The following is a 16,332-nucleotide window of genomic DNA, read 5'->3' as shown; positions in this document are numbered from 1 at the left end:
GGACGGGGACGCGAACCGGCGTCCCCGTCCTGCGTTCAGCCCTGTGGATAACTTCCGCGGCGCAACCGCGAACTATGCGGTACTTGAGTCATGCCCACGAGCGCCGACCACGCCCGAGAACGCAGCACCCGAGCTGCGGTACGAGTCGCGACAAAGCTGAAGATCTCTGAGGCCGCAGACAAGATGACGCTGCGAGACGCCTATCTCGTCGCGTACGAGTTTCCAGCGCCGCTGATGGTCAGAGTCGCCGACGACATGCTTGCCGACCTTCGGGCTGACGTCGCGGAGCGTCGTGCTGACCGGATCGTCGCCCTCGGTCGCGACGGACATCACCTTGCGCTGGCGATGGCGCGGCTGGACGGGCAGTTCTTCCGCCGGCACGCGTCGAATCTGGTGCTGTCACGCGCGCTCGTCGAGAACGCGTTGCAGGACCTGGAGCATCATCAGGGGCTCCGGTTTCCGCAGGTTGACGGCTTCCGCCGGGTGGCGCCCCGCGTGGATCCTGCTGACACGGTCGGTGGGTTTCGCCTGTTGACCGATTACCTACAGGCGAACCGCGTCCCTGTCGGCCGGCCGGACAGTCGAGTGACTGTGTTCGACACGAGCTTCAAGGGCACGGTGCAGGAGTTGCTTTCGGCGGTCTACCCGGAGACGACCTTCAGCGGGCGGTACGCGTTCCTCGGCGAATCGCCGTACGACCCGCATCCCGGGAGCAAGAAGGGATACGAGGTTCACCTCTCCGCCTCGGAGACTCGGCAGGGACGGCCGTTCTACGAGTTGCCGGCCGATGAGTCGAAGACGTTCGCACATCAGCTTGCGTTGAACAGTATCGAGGAGATGCTCGACGGGCCGATGTCGAGTCCGGTGCGGATCGGTGGTCGCAGGCCTGAGCAGTCCGGTCAGCGTCACCATCCGATACTCCTGGAGGGTTTGAGTGGAGGACGGGTGTCGCCGCGGTTGCGGGATCTGCGGGTCCGCGAGGGCGTCAAGGTGGTGAATCTGATGGCGGTGGCGGACCTGGCCCGGGATGTCGCCGTACTGCGTGATGCCGGGGGCAACTATCGGTCGTGGCTGGACGATTGGGCCACCCGGTTTCGGAGCGAGGTCCGCGCCTGGATCGGCGACCGGTCGCCGGATCCTCGGCTCGCGGAGTTCCTCGACTCGTTCGTGCACCGGGGCGACAAGCAGCAGGCTGACGCGCTGCAGAAGACGCTGGATCGCGGACAGGTGCCGGAGCGGGACCGGGAGGCGATCTGGGCTGCGTACGAGCGGTGCGGGAGCGACGGCGACAAACGGGTGTTCGTGGAGAATGTGTTCAATTCCATGCGGATCAGCGGAGGTGGCGATGGGTGGCGGGGACGTGGATCCCGAGGACGAGTGGACGGCGATCGCCGGGACGAGCGTGAGCTTTGAGGAGTTCGAGGAGCTTGCTGGTCCGCTGGTACAGGGTGGGCCGCCGCCGGCCGTCGGCGTGCCCGCGATTGCTCGGGCGCCGATGATCATCGATAGCGATATCGGTGGGGATCCTGATGACACCGTGGCGTTGGTTGTTGCTGCGCGCTTGGTGCCTGAGCTGCGGCTCGTGGTCACGAGCGACGAGTACGGCGGGGAGCGGGCTCGGTTTGCGCGGTATCTGCTGGATCTCGTGGGGCGGACGGATGTTCGGGTGGTGGCGGGATCCGATCTGGGGAACAGCCGGATGTGGGTGGTGGACGGGCTGTGTCCGGGAGAGGTGCCGCGGCAGGGGACTGACGTGGTGGGGGCGGTGAGTGAGCTTTGTGAGGCGACGGACGGGCGGATCCGGTGGGTGGGAATCGGGCCGTTGTCCAACCTCGCCACGCTTCAGGCAGAGCGGCCTGAGCTGGTCTCGCAGCTTGCCGTGACGCAGATGGGTGGGGCGATCAACTACCGGGATCCGTCGCGGGCGGAACACAACTTCCGGGTGGATCCGGACGCAGCGATCCGGATGGTGCCGGCCCTCGAGCCGTGGTTGCCGACGTTCGTGGTGTCCGACGTGACCTTCAACCCGGCAATGGAGATCACCAGGGATTCCCCGCTCTACAAGCGCTGGGCACAACCCGACGCCCGCCCGTTCGAGTGGGTGCTCCGGGAACACTGCGATCGCTGGATGGCGAAGTACCCGGGCACGATGCAGCACGACGCGTTGGCGTTGGCTGCCGCGATGCTCTGGCCCGGCGTCCGATTCGTCCGCGAGCGGGTCGCGCTCGACTCGATCGCGCGAATGACCCGAAGCGACGATGGAACCGAGATAGTCATGTCAGTGTCCGCCGACTACTCCGCGTTCATGTCCTGGCTGGACATCGCCTTCAGTTAACCGCGTCGGTGATCAATTGCCGGAACGTCTTAGGGGCCGAGAACATTGGCATGTGGTCGGCGGCGGGTAGGGCGGTCAGGGTGGTGTTGGGGGCTTGGGTGGCGAGGCGGTGGCCCCAGAGTTGGGTGCCTTTGAAGTCTTGGGCGCCGATGAGGACCGAGATCGGGATCGTGAGTTCGGGGAAGCGGTGCTTCACCGGGGGATCGAGTTCGACGCCGTGGTGGACGGGCATGGTGAGGACTCGGGAGTTGGCGATTGCCAGGCCGACCAGTAGGCGGTGGTCGGCTTCCGGGACGACCGGGCACCAGCCGTGGACGTCGTGGTCGGCGGCTGCGGGGATGCCGTCGGATTCGAGGAGCTCGGCCAGGCGGGCGAAATGGGCGCGCATCACCTCGCGGGCTGCTTCCTCCTCCGGTGTCGGGTCGGGGAACTCGCCGAAGGATCCGCCGGCGACGACTACCCGCGAGACCCGGTCCGGGTGGCGGTGCGCGAAGCCGAGGGCGCGGCGGCCGCCGTCGGAGACGCCGATCAGGACGGCCCGTCGTACGCCGGCCGCATCCATGACCGCGGCCAGGTCGGCGATCTCGTCGTACGGCGCATCCGTCGTCGACGACAGGCCGTTGTCGCGGTAGTCCCACGTCGTTACGCGGTGGGTCTCGGCGAGCCAATCGATCGTCGAGGACCACATGCGGACGTCGGCGAGTCCGCCGTTCAGGAGTACGACGTCGGGACCCTCACCGTGCTGCTCGAAGTACAGGTAACCGTCGGGGACGTTCACGAAGGACATGCGGGCAGTCTGCTGAATCGCGGACCGCCCGCATATCGGGAATTCTCCCTACCCCGCGCGGTTCAGCCGTCGTACGGCGAGTTCGGCCAGCAGGGCGGCGCCGTCGGGGAGGATCGAGTCGTCGAAGTCGGCCAAGGGGGAGTGGTTGTCGGCGGCGGCGTCCGGGTCGGCGGAGCGGCAGGCGCTGAGGTTGAGGTAGACGCCGGGGATCTCCTCGAGGATGTAGGAGAAGTCCTCCGCGCCGCAGCGTGGGTTGGCGCGTTCGCGGAAGCGGTCGGCGCCGAAGAGGTCGACGATCGTCTCGCGGGCGAACTCGTACTCCGCGGCGTTGTTGACCGTCACCGGATAGCCGACGACGTACTCGACCTCGGCCTTCAACCCGTGCGCAGCCGCCATCGACTCGACGAGTTGCGCCGACACCAGTTGCACCTTGGCGCGGCTCTCGGCGGAGAACGTCCGGACCGTCGCGTCGAAGAACGCATCATCCGGGATGATGTTCTCCTTCGTCCCGCCCGCGATCCGCCCGACCGTGAGCACGACCGGGTCGAACACGTCGAACTGCCGCGTGATCATCGTCTGCAGCGCCCCGACGATCTCGCACAGCACCGGGATCGGGTCCTTCCCGCGGTACGGCGTCGACCCGTGCGTACCCGCACCGACCACCCGCACATGCAGCTGATCCGCCGCCGCCATGAACGAGCCCGGCTTGCTGCTCCACATTCCCAACGGCTGCGACGCCGACCCGACGTGCAGCCCGTACGCCGCGTCCGCCCGCCGGCCGGCCGCGTCGAGCACCCCTTCGCGGATCATGATCGGCGCCCCGCCCGACGTCTCCTCACCGGGCTGGAACATGAACACCACATCGCCCGGCAGCTCAGCCTGCAAAGCAGACAACACCTTCGCGGCACCGACCAGCCCCGCGACGTGCAGGTCGTGGCCACAGGCATGCATCATCCCCGGATGCTGCGAGGCATAAGGCACGTCGGTCCGCTCGGTCACCGGCAACGCATCCATATCGCCCCGCAACAGCACGACCGGACCAGGCCCGCCACCGCCCCGCAGTACGGCGGTCACCGACGACAGCTCCTTGCCGAGCGTGATCTCCAACGGCAACCCGGCCAGCGCATCCAGGATCAGCTGCTGCGACTTCGGCAGCTCGAGGTCGAACTCCGGCACCTGATGCAACGCCCGCCGCAACGTGACGATCTCGTCCCGGAACGTCTCGGCAAGCTCACGCGTGCGGCTCATGCCTTCGGTCCCAGGTCGAGCGCAGACATCACCCGTTGCGCGCTACCACCGAGCTCGAGCAGCTCGACGAGATCGAGCCACCGCTCCGGATCCTTGATCTCCTGCGGGATCCGCGCGTCGTACGTCCCGACCGGCGCGTCCTTCGCGACCGCGACCACCTTCGGCGCGACGTCCAGATAGTCGCTGTCCGCGAGGATCTTCTTCTTCACCCCAGGCGCCATTGGCGTACCCGGGTCGGCTGCGGCAGCGCGGATCGCGTCGAGATCGCCGTACGCCGTGACCAGCGCGGCGGCCGTCTTCTCGCCGATCCCCTTCACGCCGGGCAGACCGTCGGACGCGTCCCCGCGCAGCGTGGCGAAGTCCGCGTACCGCTGAGCGGGGATCTCGTACTTCGCCAGCAGCGCCCTCTCGTCGTACACCTCGGCCCGGCCGACGCCGCGCGCAGCCGTGTACACGATCCGGATCCCGCGGCTGTCGTCGATCAGCTGGAACAGGTCACGGTCGCCGGTCACCACGTCGACGGGCATCGTCGCCTGGTGCGACAGCGTGCCGATCACATCGTCGGCCTCGTGGTCGGGCGCGCCGACGATCGCGATGCCGATGGCCTCGAGGCACTCGCGGATGTACGGCACCTGGACCTCGAGCCGGTCCGGCACGTCCTCGACCTGCTCGCCCTTCGGCGTCACGAACTCGACCCGCTGCGCCTTGTACGACGGAATCAGCGCGACCCGCCAGGACGGCCGCCAGTTGTCGTCCCAGCACGCGACCAGATGGGTCGGCCGGTGGTTCTCGGCGAGTCGGGCGATGAAGTCGAGCAGCCCGCGGATCGCGTTGGTCGGCGTGCCGTCGGCGGCCTTCATAGTGTCCGGCACGCCGAAGAACGCACGGAAGTAGAGCGACGCGGTGTCGAGCAGCATCAAGCGCTGGGGTGTCTCAGCCATAGGGCGATGCTTTCATGCCGGGGCGTCGCGGCAGTAGGGTCTCCAGGATGGAGGACCTGGACCGCAAGATCGTCGGGCTGCTCGCGTCCGACGGCAGGATGAGTTTCACCGACCTGGGCAAGGCGACCGGCCTGTCCACGTCGGCGGTGCATCAGCGGGTGAAACGCCTCGAGCAGCGCGGCATCATCCAGGGGTACGCCGCGACCGTCGACCACACCGCGCTCGACCTGCCGTTGACCGCGCTGATCTCGATCCGGCCGATCGATCCCTCCCAGCCGGACGACTCGCCCGAGCGGCTCCGTGAGGTCCGCGAGATCGAGTCCTGCTACTCGGTCGCCGGCGACTCCAGCTACATCCTCGTCGTCCGGGTCGCCTCGCCGGGTGCGCTGGAGAACCTGCTGGCCGTGATCCGTGCGCGGGCCAACGTCTCCACCACGACAACCATCGTCCTGAGCACGCCGTACGAGCGCCGGCCGCCCGCCCTGTGAGGGCGCTGCTGTCGGACCTGTTCAGCACGCTGATCCCCGGCGGCGAAGCGGAGCGGGCCCTGGTCAACGAACGGATGGGCGCTGCCCTCGGCGTCGACGCGCTCGCATTCCAGCAGGAGTTCGACGCGGCGTCGTACGAACGCTTCATCGGCGCGTACGGCGATCTGCCGAACACGCTCCGGGTGATCGCCGAACGCTGCGGCGGCAGCCCGACCGACGAACAGGTGCAGGAGGCAACGAGTCTCCGGCGCGCTCTCGCCCAGCGCCTGCTCAATGCGGCGCCTGCGACAACGCTGAGCACGCTGGCCAGGTTCAAGGCGGCCGGCTGGCGGATAGGTCTGGTCAGCAACATCACCGCCGAAACCCAGCTCCAATGGCTGGCCAGCCCACTTGCGCCGTACTTCGACGCAACCGCCTTCTCCGCCGAGGTCGGCGCGGCCAAGCCCGAGCCGGCCATCTACGTCACGGCCTGCAACGCGCTGGGCGTCGATCCGACCGAGTGCATCTATGTTGGCGACGGCAACGACAACGAACTCCCTGCCGCCGCCTCACTCGGGATGCACGCCGTCCGCACCCTCGAGCACGCCAACTCCGCGCCCCACTGGCCCGGCCCGACGATCAAGTCCTTCGCCGAGCTGAGCGAGCTGGCAGTCGCCCAGTAGACGCCTCCGGTGCCACCCCCTGCATTGGTGGCACCGAAGACGGGATCAGGTGAGGTCGAGGAACTTCTGCGCCTCGGCGGCCGCGCGTGACTCCGCGGCCCGCTGCTCGGCCTCGGCGAGCGTCGTGCCGGCGTGCTGGTTCCACCACTGCTGGCCCTCGGCGGGCAGCGTGTCGATCGGGTCGTAGTACTCGTAGGTGCGGTTCAGCGCCTCCGGGTCCTGCTGCTCGATGCCGGTGCGGTAGTTCTTCTTCCAGTACGAGATGCCGCGGACCTCGTCGTACTCCGACAACTGGTGCACCCACCGCTTGCCGACGTACGGGACGTCGCAGACGATGCGCGGGGTGGCGAAGCCGGGCAGGTACCCGAGGATGCCGTGCTGCAGGTGCTGTGCGTCGCGCACCGACACCCGCCAGTGCTCCGAGAACGGGATCATGTCGCACATGTAGAAGTAGTACGGCGTGATGTTCGCGCCGTCGAGCAGCGCGAAGCAGAGATCGAGCAGCTGGTGCACCGAGTCGTTGACCCCGCGCATCAGCACGCCCTGGTTGCGCACGTCGCGCAGGCCGGCCTCGAGCATCGCCTTCGACGCCTCGGCAACCAGCGGCGTCACGGACTGCGCCGCGTTCACGTGCGTGTGCATCGCGATCATCACGCCTCGGTTGCGCGCCACCGACGCAACGCGTTCTACGCCGGCCAGAACGTCGGACGACAGCCAGTGCTGCGGCATGCCCATCAGCGCCTTGGTCGCGAGCCGGATGTCGCGGATGTTCTCGATCTCCAGCAGGCTCATCAGGAACGCCTCGAGCCGCGGCCACGGCATGTTCGCCACATCGCCGCCGGACACGACGACGTCGCGGACGCCCGGCGTACGGCGCAGGTAGTCGAGCATGTTGTCGAGCCGGGTCTGCGGCTTCGCGACGAACTTGAGTTTGTCGATCACCGGCGTCGAGTTCCCGACCAGGTCCATGCGGGTGCAGTGACCGCAGTACTGCGGGCACGTCGGCAGGATCTCCGCAAGGACCTTGGTCGGGTACCGGTGGGTCAACCCCTCCGTGGCCCACATCTCGTGCTCGTGCAACGAGTCCCGGGTTGCGTGCGGGTGCGACGGCCAGTCGGCGCGACGGTCGCTGAACACCGGCAGCATGTAGCGGCGGACCGGGTCCGCGTAGAAGGCCTCCGTGTAGTCGGGCGCTCCGGAAGGCACGATCGTGTTGAGCATCTGCGGCGGGAGCAGCATCGACATCGTCGCGCGCTCGGCCTGGTCCCGGGTCAGGTCGTCGTAGAACCGGTCCTCGAGCAGGTCGCCCATCACGTCGCGCAACTGCTTCACGTTCTTCACACAGTGCGACCGCTGCCACTGCACCGAGCGCCACTCCTCGGCCGTGACGTCCTTCCAGCCGGGCAGCCGGGTCCAGTCCGGCTCCAAAAGCTCGGCCCGCCGGTACGCGTACGGCTGGCCGTCGCCGGGCTCGGGACGAGCCAGCTCCGGGGTGATCAGATCGGTCACGGGTGCCTCCGCGGCGGTTCAGGGTGATGCGGTCTCATGTGAGGATAGCGATAGAACTTCCCTCAGATCCAACAGTACGCCGCAAGAATTCTCGTCAAGGCGTGATCTGAGTAGTATTTTGCCTGACCGTTACGAGGAGGACCTGTGTCATCGAGCCCGGTAGGACTGCACCGTGTACTCGCGCCGTCGGGCGTGTTGCCGCAGGCGGCGGAGAGGCTCGACGCACGTGCTGAGATCTGGCCCGACGAGGTTCGGATCGCGGTCGAGCGGCTCAACCTGGACGCCGCGTCGTACCGCCAGCTGGCCGAGGCGCACGACGGTGACGGTACGGCGATCCGCCGGGCGGTCCTGGACATCGTCAAGGCCCGCGGCAAGATGCAGAACCCGGTCACCGGCTCCGGCGGGATGCTCGTCGGCGTGGTCGACGAGGCCGGCCCGGACTCGCCGCTCGGCGTACGGAAGGGTGACCGGGTCGCGACCCTGGTCTCGCTGACGCTGACCCCGCTGCAGATCACCGACGAGCTGAAGGACTGGGACGGGAAGAGCGAGCAGGTCCCGGCGCAGGGTCACGCGATCCTGTTCGCGCGGTCGATCGTCGCGAAGCTGCCCGACGACCTGAAGCCGGAGCTGTCGCTGGCCGTCATGGACGTCTGCGGGGCACCCGCGCTGACCGCTCGCGTGGTCCGTTCGTATGTCGACAAAGGCATAAAGCCTGTCGTGTCAGTAATTGGCGGCGCAGGTAAATCCGGGTCGCTGTCGCTGGCCGCGGCGCGCTCGGCCGGAGCCGCCCGGTCGATCGGGATCGTGCCGTTCCAGGCCGAGCAGGACAAGCTGACCGAGGCCGGGATCGCCGATGTTGTCGCGCTGGCCGACGCCCGCGATCCGGTGGCGCTCAGCAAGGCTGTCGAGGAGGCCGGGGGACCGGTGGACATCACCGTCGTCTGCGTCGACGTACCGGGCTGCGAGCACGGCGCCGTACTGTCGACCGCCGCCGGCGGCACGGTGATCTTCTTCTCGATGGCGACGTCGTTCTCGGCCGCTGCGCTCGGCGCGGAGGGGCTGGCTGCGGATGTGACGATGCTGGTCGGGAACGGGTACGTGCCGGGGCACGCGGACTTCGCGTTGGAGCTGTTGCGTGCCGAGCCGGGTGTCCGTGGTCTGTTCGAGAGCAGGCTGGCGGAGGATTAGTTCGTGCGCACACTTCTGACGAACGGCTCCGTCTACTCGCCCGCCGACCCCCACGCCACCGCGATCGCCTTCGACGACGGGATGGTGACGTGGCTGGGTGACGACACCGGCGCGAGCTCGTACGCCGATGGCGCGGACGAGGTGATCGACCTCGGCGGCAAGCTGGTCACACCCGCGTTCGTCGACGCTCACGTCCACACCGCACAGACTGGTGCCCTGCTCACCGGCCTCGATCTCGCCGGTACGACGTCGTTGACCGAGGCGCTGGATCGCCTGGCTGCCTTCGTCGCCGACCTGCCTGCGCATGCGGTGATCGACGGCGCCGGCTGGGACGAGACCAAGTGGCCGGAAGGCCGGCCGCCGACAGCCGAGGAGCTCGATCGCGCAGGTGGCGGACGGCGAATCTACCTGTCCCGCGTCGACGGTCACTCCGGAGTGATCTCGTCGGCCCTGTTCTCGGTCGCGACGGGTTCCGGTTTTGACAGCACTGGGCGAGTGGAGCGAGATGCTCACCACGCGGTGCGGGACGCGTTGAGCGCGCTGATCGGACCGGACCAGCGTCGGCTGGACATCCGGGCCGCCTTGCAGCACATGGCAAGCAAGGGCATCGGCGCGTTCCACGAGATGGCCGCCCCGCACATCGGTCCGCTCTGGGAGCTGCCGCTGGTGCGGGAGATTGCTGAGGAACTGGGGCTCTCGGCAACCCTCTACTGGGGTGAGCCCGGCGTCTTCGAGCACATCGGCACGTACGGCCTCGCCGGCCTGGCCGGTGACCTCAACGCGGACGGCGCTCTCGGCTCGCGGACGGCCGCGCTGAAGACGCCGTACGCCGATCGCGCCGACCACCGCGGTCACGCGTACCTGACGGCTGATCAGATCGCCGAGCACGTGATCGCGTGCACCGAGCGCAACGTCCAGGCCGGCTTCCACTGCATCGGCGACCAGGCGCTCGACAACATCGCCCGCGGCTTCGAGCTCGCGGCCGAGAAGGTCGGCATCCAGGCCCTCGTCGCAGCACGGCACCGGCTCGAGCACGTCGAAATGGTCGACGAGGCAACGATCGCCACGCTTGCCCGCTGCGGCGTCGTAGCCAGCGTGCAGCCTATGTTCGACGGACTGTGGGGCGGCCCGGACGGCATGTACGCCGAGCGCGTCGGCGACCGCTGGCAGGGCATGAACCCGTTCGGTTCGCTGGCCCGCGCAGGCGTCGTACTGGCGTTCGGATCGGATGCGCCGGTGACGGAGCTCGGCGGTTGGGAGGCCGTCCGTGCGGCCGCGTTCCACCACGAGAAGTCCGAGCGGATCACCGTGCGCGCCGCGTTCCAGGCGCACACGCGGGGCGGTTGGCGGGCCGCGGGGATCGACGATGCCGGCGTACTCGCGCCGAGCACGGCAGCGACGTACGCGATCTGGGAGACGGACGCGGACCTCGTCGTACAGACCCCGGACGAGCGGGTCGCCGCCTGGTCGACGGATCCGCGCGCCGGCGTGCCGGTGCTGCCGGATCTGAGTGAAGGTACGCCGAGTTGCTTGCGGACCGCTGTCGGCGGCCGCGTGATCTACGAAGCCGAGGGATGGTCGTCACAGTGAAGAAGCTCGACCTTGATCCGGTCACCGTCCGGAAGGCGCGCAGTCTGGCCCGCAAGGCCGGCAAGCCGATCGTCAACCTCGCCCAGCAGCACACCACCGTGTCGGTCGAGCGTGCGGTACTGCGGCTTGCCGGGCTGACCGGTGCCGACACAGAGGGCATCCCGTGGGTCAACCGCCTCGCCGACACCGTCCGCGCCGACGTCGGGCTCGAGCACGGGCTCGCGCTGCCGGTGTGGGATGCGCTGATCCGTGGCGAGGCCGAGGACCTGGCCGTGCTGGCGCAGAAGGCAGCGTCTGGCTCGGTGACGTTCCGGATGCCCGAGGGACGCGACGCCGTACGGGCCCGGACTGCAGCGCGGAAGGCGGCCGCCGCGGGGATGAAGCGGATCGACGGTAGGCGTCGGGAGCGGGACCGGCTGATCAAGCGGCACGGCGACCCGAAGCAGCGGCCGTGGATCTACCTGATCGTTGCCACCGGTGACATTTACGAGGACATCCCGCAGGCGCAGGCGGCCGCGCGGGAGGGTGCGGACATCATCGCGGTGATCCGGTCGACCGGCCAGTCGCTGCTCGACTACGTGCCCGAGGGCGCGACCCGCGAGGGCTTCGCCGGAACGTATGCCACCCAGGAGAACTTCCGGCTGATGCGGGCCGCGCTGGACGAGTCCTCGCGTGAGTTGGGCCGGTACGTCCGGCTGACCAACTACGCGTCCGGGCTGTGCATGCCGGAGATCGCGACGCTGGCCGGGCTCGAGCGGCTCGACATGATGCTGAACGACTCGATGTACGGGATCCTGTTCCGCGATATCAACCCGATCCGGACCTTCGTCGACCAGCGGTTCAGCCGGCAGATCCACGCCCGCGCCGGGATCATCATCAACACCGGCGAGGACAACTACCTGACCACGGCCGATGCGGTCGAGGCCGCGCACACGGTGACGGTCTCGCAGCTGCTGAACGAGTACTTCGCCAAGGAAGCGGGCCTGGAGGACTGGCAGCTGGGTCTCGGGCACGCGTTCGAGATCAACCCGGACCTGCCGGACTCGTTCCGGATGGAGCTGGCGCACGCGATGCTGGCGCGGCAGCTGTTCCCGAACGCGCCGCTCAAGTGGATGCCGCCGACCCGGCACATGACCGGCGATGTGTTCCGCGGGTACCTGCTGGACGGATTCTTCAATCTGGTCGGCGCGATGACCGGGCAAGGGATCCTGCTGGTCGGGATGATGACCGAGGCGGTCGTCACGCCGTGGATCTCCGACCGGGACCTGGCGCTGCAGAACGTCCGCTACGTGTTGGGTGCCGCGGGCAACCTTCACGAGGACTTCCGGCCGGAGCCGAACGGGTTCATCGCCCAGCGCGCGCGGCAGGTGCTGGGGGAGTCGGTGGAGCTGCTGGAGGAGATCGTCGACGACGGTCTGCTGAACGCGATCGGCGACGGCACATTCGGGTTGATGAAGCGTCCCCAGGATGCCGGTCGCGGTCTGGACGGGGTCGCGAAGAAGTCGGCGGAGTACTACAACCCGGCGATCGAGCTGCTCGAGGAGGGCTCCCGATGAGCATCATCCGGCCGTACGGCGACACCACCGGGGACGGGATGGTGCAGCTGTCGTTCACGCTCCCGGTCCCGCACGACAAGCGGGCCGAGGGTGCCGCGGTCCAGCTGGCCAACAAGATGGGCATGGATCCGGCCCTGGTCGTGCATTCGAAGCCGATCGGCCCGGACTTCACGTTCTTCGTGGTCTACGGCCCGGTGAACCACCTGGTCGACACCTCGAAGGTCGAGGTGATCGAGCGCGACTACCCGCTGCTGTCGCCGAAGGAGGTCAACCTCGCGATCCGCAAGGGCCTGCGCCGCCGGCTGACGGTGGTCGGCGCCTGTATCGGTACCGACGCGCACACGGTCGGTATCGACGCGATCCTCAACATCAAGGGGTTCGCCGGCGAGAAGGGCCTGGAGTACTACCGCGAGCTGAAGGTCGTGAACCTCGGCGCGCAGGTCGCCGTACCCGAGCTGGTACGCCGCGCGAAGGCCGACAAGGCCGACGCGATCCTCGTCTCCCAGGTGGTGACGCAGCGCGAGGCGCACGTGCTCAACACCAAGGAGATGTCCGCCGCCTTCCGGGAGGCGTACGCCGAGGACGCCCGTCCGGTATTAGTTGCTGGCGGCCCCCGTTTCACCGAGCAGATGGCCGGCGAGCTCGGGGTCGACCGGGTCTTCGGCCGCGGTACGACGCCGGGCGAAGTGGCCAGCTACCTGGTCGATGCCCTGGTGACGAAGAAGGTTCCAGCGAAGAGGAGCGCATAGGTGTCGAAGGCAACCATCGGGCTGACCGCCACGCATCGTCGGTATGTTCCCTACAGCCACGCCCACTACGCCGGGAACCTGGTCGACGGCGCGTACGTGCTGGCGCTGTTCGGTGACGTCGCGACCGAGGTGTGCATCCAGTCCGACGGCGACGAGGGCCTGTTCGCGTCGTACTCCGACGTGCAGTTCCTGCAGCCGCTGCGGGCCGGCGACGTTGTGGAGGTGAAGGCAACGATCACCCGGGTCGGGAACCGCAGCCGCGACCTCGAGTTCAGCGCGTACGTCGTCTGCCGCGGCCGGCCGGACAAGTCCGAATCGGCCGCCGAAGTACTGGCCGAACCGCTTGTGATCACACGCGCAAAGGGAACCGTCGTCGTACCGGTTGGGTGACGATTGGTTGCCCAGGGTAACGATCACGTGGAGTGCCGAGACCGCTCTGTAACGTGACCCGGATGAAGGTTCCTCGTTTTCCCTTGCAGGACAGGCGATAGTGTTACAACGGGCTCAAGGAGCCGGGGGAGAGGTTGACACCGTCGCCGCCAGCGAGCATCGTTTTGGGAGTCGTCATATCCCGTTTGTTCAACGGTCACAAGAAGTTCGGCCACCGATGATCCCGCGACGCTGACCAGGTCAGAGCCAGGCTTGAGTCGACGGGGGCTGAGATTGCCGGTGGTTAGCCCCCCGCGGGGCAGAGGTGGAAGAGGCTCGGCGGCCAGTAGACAACAGCCGGACGGTTCGCAGCCAGCGCATCGTCGGTTGGTCCGAAGGCACGCTGGGCCTCTTTCCTCTATTTACCGACCGTGAACCCGAGGCTTTCTCAGCTTCGTCGCACTCTGCTGACACCCCTTCACTTTCCGCATTCGGTGCCCAATGGCTACTGACCGGATACATTCGCGTGCCCCGAACGTTGTACGGTCGTGCGACCGGTATCGGCCGGGATGTGAGGACAAAGGGGTACGGCGTGGACCGATTGAAGGCTCTGGGGCGGGTCCTGCCGAGAGTGGTGGTGGCGGTCGCCGCCGGCGCACTGCTCGGCTTCGCGTTCGAACCGCATGATCACCCTTGGCTGACGATCGTCGCCGTACCGCTGCTGCTGGCCGCGCTGGACGGCATCTCGATGAAGGTCGGCTTCCTCGTCGGCGCCGGATTCGGCATCACCTACTACCTGGTCCTGGTGCCGTGGCTGAGCGTGATCGGCGGCGATGCGGCGATCGCCCTCGCCGTACTCGAGGGGCTGTTCTATGCGGTCTTCGGGTTGTTCGCGACGCAGGTGCTCAAGCTTCGGCTGTGGATGTTGTGGATCCCGGCCCTGTGGGTGGCGACCGAGTTCGCGACGGCGTCGGTGCCGTTCGGCGGCTTCCCGTGGGGGCGGCTCGCGTGGGCCTTCTCCGATGCGTCGCTGGGCAAGCTCGCGGCGTACGTCGGCATCCCGGGGCTGAGCTTCGTCGTCGCGTTCGTCGGTGTTCTCGTGTACGCCGTACTCCGTCGCGCCAGCGGGCTGCGGTTGCGGGCCGTGGCGCTGGTCGCAGGGCTGGCGATCGTGTTCGGGAGCTCGCTGATCCACCTGTCGATCGAGGGCGACGGCAAGACCGTCAAGGCCGCGATGGTGCAGGGGAACGTGCCCGGCAAGGGGCTGGAGTTCCTGGGGCGCGCTCGTACGGTCACGAAGAACCACATGAACGCGACGCTCGACCTGGAGAAGCGGGTCCAGGCCGGTACGGAGATGAAGCCGGATCTGGTGATCTGGCCGGAGAACTCGACCGACATCGACCCGTACAAGGACGACGAGACCCGGGCGGACATCGAGGAGGCCGTGCACGCGGTCGGCGTACCGATCCTTGTTGGTGCCGTGACCGAGGGGCCTGGTCCGAACGAGCGGCAGACGACGGGCATCGTGTGGGATCCGGTCACCGGGCCGGGGCAGCGGTACGCGAAGCGGCACCCGGTGCCGTTCGGTGAGTACATCCCGTTCCGCAACCAGCTGCTGCCGTACATCAAGCGGCTCGAGATGATCGGCGCGCAGACCGTGCCGGGCGTCGGGCCCGGGGTGATGCCGATCAACGGGGTCACGTACGGCGACGTGATCTGCTTCGAGCTCGCGTACGACAACGTGATCCAGGATGTGGTGAAGGGCGGCGCGCAGGTCCTGATCGTGCAGACCAACAACGCGACGTACGGCGGGACCGGTCAGCCCGAGCAGCAGTTCGCGATCACCCGCATGCGCGCGATCGAGACCGGCCGAACCGTGCTGATCGCGTCGACGAGCGGGATCTCCGGCGTGATCCGCCCGGACGGAACGGTCGAGCACAAGTCGGGTCAGTTCGTGTCGGACGTGTACGTCGCGACCGTGCCGATCCGGGACGGTCAGACGCTGGCGACCACGCTGGGTGGCTGGCCGCAGTGGATCATCACCGGCCTCGGTCTGCTCGGGCTGGTTCTGGCGCTGGTGAACCGTCGCCGCCGCCGTGGCGGCGACCAGGAACCCCCACCCGCCCCTGATTCCACCCGGACTCGCGAGAAGGTCCCGGCCTGACCTGTAACACTGGGGTGAGTCGCTCGGAGGGTTGAGACATGCCTTGGTTCATCGCGCTGGCACTGCTGGTGGTGCCGATCCTGGAGATCTACGTGATCATCCAGATCGGCCAGGTCATCGGCGGCTGGCCGACAGTCGCGCTCCTGCTGGTCGAGAGCGCCCTCGGGGCTTGGATCATCAAGCGTGAGGGGCGGCGCGCGTGGAACGCCCTGCAGTCGGCCTTCCAGACCGGGAAGATGCCCGGGCGGGAGCTGTCCGACGCGGCGCTGATCCTGGTCGGCGGCACGCTGCTGCTGACGCCTGGCTTCGTCACGGACATCTTCGGCTTCTTCTTCGTACTCCCGTTCACGCGACCGCTGGCCCGGCGAGCGATGTCGTCCTTCTTCAACCGCCGAATCACCACCCAACTCGGCGGCGCCGGCCTCGGCGGCTTCATCCCAGGCGCGGGCGGCGGGCCCACCCCGCCTCGACCGTCGTCCTCCGACGACGTCATCCAGGGCGAGGTCATCGACCCGGACAAGAAGTAGTCCGGCGCGGGGAATCCCCCGCGGGCTACGCAGGTGCTTCCTTCGTCGCTCCGCTCCTCAACGCGCCTGCTTCGCGCGCTCCCACCCACCCATGAGGTGTATCGAGGTTGTTGGACAGGTGCTCTGGAGCGAGGAGGATCTGTTTATGACCGAGAAGCGTCGGCGGTTTAGTGCGCAGTTTCGGGCAGAGGCTGTGCAGTTGGTGGTTCAGTCGGACCG

The 16,332-nt window shown here is 68.0% G+C and carries 15 protein-coding genes; 11 read left to right on the top strand and 4 right to left on the bottom strand.

Annotation, left to right across the window (positions count from 1 at the left end; all coding sequences use genetic code 11):
* The first annotated feature begins 90 nt into the window (after positions 1 to 90).
* Positions 91 to 1,413, top strand: coding sequence for an ABC transporter permease (locus FDA38_RS26160; RefSeq protein ID WP_137256797.1), 1,323 nt, complete (start codon positions 91 to 93; stop codon positions 1,411 to 1,413).
* Positions 1,346 to 2,335 (top strand): nucleoside hydrolase, encoded by a 990-nt coding sequence (locus FDA38_RS26155; RefSeq protein WP_202877840.1) that lies wholly within the window; start codon positions 1,346 to 1,348, stop codon positions 2,333 to 2,335. The genes FDA38_RS26160 and FDA38_RS26155 overlap by 68 nt, the downstream gene beginning before the upstream one ends.
* On the opposite strand, the gene FDA38_RS26150 is transcribed toward FDA38_RS26155, so the two are convergent.
* The 3 genes from FDA38_RS26150 to FDA38_RS26140 are packed head-to-tail and all read right to left on the bottom strand — an operon-like array spanning position 2,328 to position 5,287.
* Positions 2,328 to 3,122 (bottom strand): alpha/beta fold hydrolase, encoded by a 795-nt coding sequence (locus tag FDA38_RS26150; protein ID WP_137256796.1) that lies wholly within the window; start codon positions 3,120 to 3,122, stop codon positions 2,328 to 2,330. The genes FDA38_RS26155 and FDA38_RS26150 overlap by 8 nt on opposite strands.
* A 48-nt stretch (positions 3,123 to 3,170) precedes the next feature.
* The gene (locus tag FDA38_RS26145; RefSeq protein WP_137256795.1) at positions 3,171 to 4,370 is read right to left on the bottom strand and encodes a M20 metallopeptidase family protein; all 1,200 of its coding nucleotides are present in this window, start codon (positions 4,368 to 4,370) and stop codon (positions 3,171 to 3,173) included.
* Entirely contained in the window at positions 4,367 to 5,287 is a 921-nt protein-coding gene (locus FDA38_RS26140; protein ID WP_137257815.1) for a 5'-3' exonuclease, read from the bottom strand. The genes FDA38_RS26145 and FDA38_RS26140 overlap by 4 nt, the downstream gene beginning before the upstream one ends.
* Before the next feature lie 71 nt (positions 5,288 to 5,358).
* Between FDA38_RS26140 and FDA38_RS26135 the strand changes: the two genes are divergently transcribed.
* Both FDA38_RS26135 and FDA38_RS26130 read left to right on the top strand, forming a co-directional pair.
* Positions 5,359 to 5,799, top strand: a complete 441-nt coding sequence (locus tag FDA38_RS26135) for an Lrp/AsnC family transcriptional regulator (RefSeq protein WP_137256794.1) — start codon at positions 5,359 to 5,361, stop codon at positions 5,797 to 5,799.
* On the top strand, positions 5,796 to 6,461 hold the full coding sequence (locus FDA38_RS26130) for an HAD family hydrolase (RefSeq protein WP_137256793.1): 666 nt from the start codon (positions 5,796 to 5,798) through the stop codon (positions 6,459 to 6,461). The genes FDA38_RS26135 and FDA38_RS26130 overlap by 4 nt, the downstream gene beginning before the upstream one ends.
* Before the next feature lie 45 nt (positions 6,462 to 6,506).
* Here the strand turns inward: FDA38_RS26130 and FDA38_RS26125 are convergent, their stop codons facing one another.
* Entirely contained in the window at positions 6,507 to 7,970 is a 1,464-nt protein-coding gene (locus FDA38_RS26125; protein ID WP_137256792.1) for a KamA family radical SAM protein, read from the bottom strand.
* A gap of 144 nt (positions 7,971 to 8,114) precedes the next feature.
* Here FDA38_RS26125 and kdd point away from each other — a divergent pair, with 144 nt between their 5' ends.
* The 7 genes from kdd (at position 8,115) to FDA38_RS26090 (ending at position 16,113) form a co-directional block, all read left to right on the top strand.
* Positions 8,115 to 9,158: an L-erythro-3,5-diaminohexanoate dehydrogenase gene (gene kdd, locus FDA38_RS26120; RefSeq protein WP_137256791.1), complete on the top strand. Its 1,044-nt coding sequence runs from the start codon at positions 8,115 to 8,117 to the stop codon at positions 9,156 to 9,158.
* A 3-nt stretch (positions 9,159 to 9,161) separates the two neighbouring features.
* Positions 9,162 to 10,748, top strand: a complete 1,587-nt coding sequence (locus tag FDA38_RS26115) for an amidohydrolase (protein ID WP_137256790.1) — start codon at positions 9,162 to 9,164, stop codon at positions 10,746 to 10,748.
* Positions 10,733 to 12,304, top strand: a complete 1,572-nt coding sequence (gene kamD / locus FDA38_RS26110) for a lysine 5,6-aminomutase subunit alpha (protein WP_137256789.1) — start codon at positions 10,733 to 10,735, stop codon at positions 12,302 to 12,304. The genes FDA38_RS26115 and kamD overlap by 16 nt, the downstream gene beginning before the upstream one ends.
* Positions 12,301 to 13,053 carry a lysine 5,6-aminomutase subunit beta gene (gene kamE / locus FDA38_RS26105; RefSeq protein ID WP_137256788.1) on the top strand — a complete coding sequence of 251 codons (753 nt, stop codon included), beginning with the start codon at positions 12,301 to 12,303 and terminating at the stop codon, positions 13,051 to 13,053. Before kamD ends, kamE begins: the two co-directional genes overlap by 4 nt.
* On the top strand, positions 13,054 to 13,443 hold the full coding sequence (gene kal / locus FDA38_RS26100) for a 3-aminobutyryl-CoA ammonia lyase (protein WP_137256787.1): 390 nt from the start codon (positions 13,054 to 13,056) through the stop codon (positions 13,441 to 13,443). It begins immediately after the preceding gene.
* Between the two features lie 571 nt (positions 13,444 to 14,014).
* Positions 14,015 to 15,586 (top strand): apolipoprotein N-acyltransferase, encoded by a 1,572-nt coding sequence (gene lnt / locus FDA38_RS26095; RefSeq protein ID WP_137256786.1) that lies wholly within the window; start codon positions 14,015 to 14,017, stop codon positions 15,584 to 15,586.
* A gap of 38 nt (positions 15,587 to 15,624) precedes the next feature.
* Positions 15,625 to 16,113, top strand: coding sequence for an FxsA family protein (locus FDA38_RS26090; RefSeq protein WP_137256785.1), 489 nt, complete (start codon positions 15,625 to 15,627; stop codon positions 16,111 to 16,113).
* Positions 16,114 to 16,332: the final 219 nt, after the last annotated feature.

Source organism: Kribbella jiaozuonensis (genome assembly GCF_005233875.1).
GTDB lineage: Bacteria > Actinomycetota > Actinomycetes > Propionibacteriales > Kribbellaceae > Kribbella > Kribbella jiaozuonensis.
Note: the sequence above shows the minus strand (reverse complement) of the source record. Positions and strands in the feature narration are given on the sequence as shown.

What these genes read in the sequence shown, in the direction of transcription:
- FDA38_RS26160 (WP_137256797.1), top strand. Translation starts at nt 91, where the DNA reads ATGCCCACGAGCGCCGACCACGCCCGAGAACGCAGCACCCGAGCTGCG.
- FDA38_RS26155 (WP_202877840.1), top strand. Translation starts at nt 1,346, where the DNA reads ATGGGTGGCGGGGACGTGGATCCCGAGGACGAGTGGACGGCGATCGCC.
- FDA38_RS26150 (WP_137256796.1), bottom strand. Translation starts at nt 3,122, where the DNA reads ATGTCCTTCGTGAACGTCCCCGACGGTTACCTGTACTTCGAGCAGCAC.
- FDA38_RS26145 (WP_137256795.1), bottom strand. Translation starts at nt 4,370, where the DNA reads ATGAGCCGCACGCGTGAGCTTGCCGAGACGTTCCGGGACGAGATCGTC.
- FDA38_RS26140 (WP_137257815.1), bottom strand. Translation starts at nt 5,287, where the DNA reads ATGCTGCTCGACACCGCGTCGCTCTACTTCCGTGCGTTCTTCGGCGTG.
- FDA38_RS26135 (WP_137256794.1), top strand. Translation starts at nt 5,359, where the DNA reads ATGGAGGACCTGGACCGCAAGATCGTCGGGCTGCTCGCGTCCGACGGC.
- kamD (WP_137256789.1), top strand. Translation starts at nt 10,733, where the DNA reads ATGGTCGTCACAGTGAAGAAGCTCGACCTTGATCCGGTCACCGTCCGG.
- kamE (WP_137256788.1), top strand. Translation starts at nt 12,301, where the DNA reads ATGAGCATCATCCGGCCGTACGGCGACACCACCGGGGACGGGATGGTG.
- FDA38_RS26090 (WP_137256785.1), top strand. Translation starts at nt 15,625, where the DNA reads ATGCCTTGGTTCATCGCGCTGGCACTGCTGGTGGTGCCGATCCTGGAG.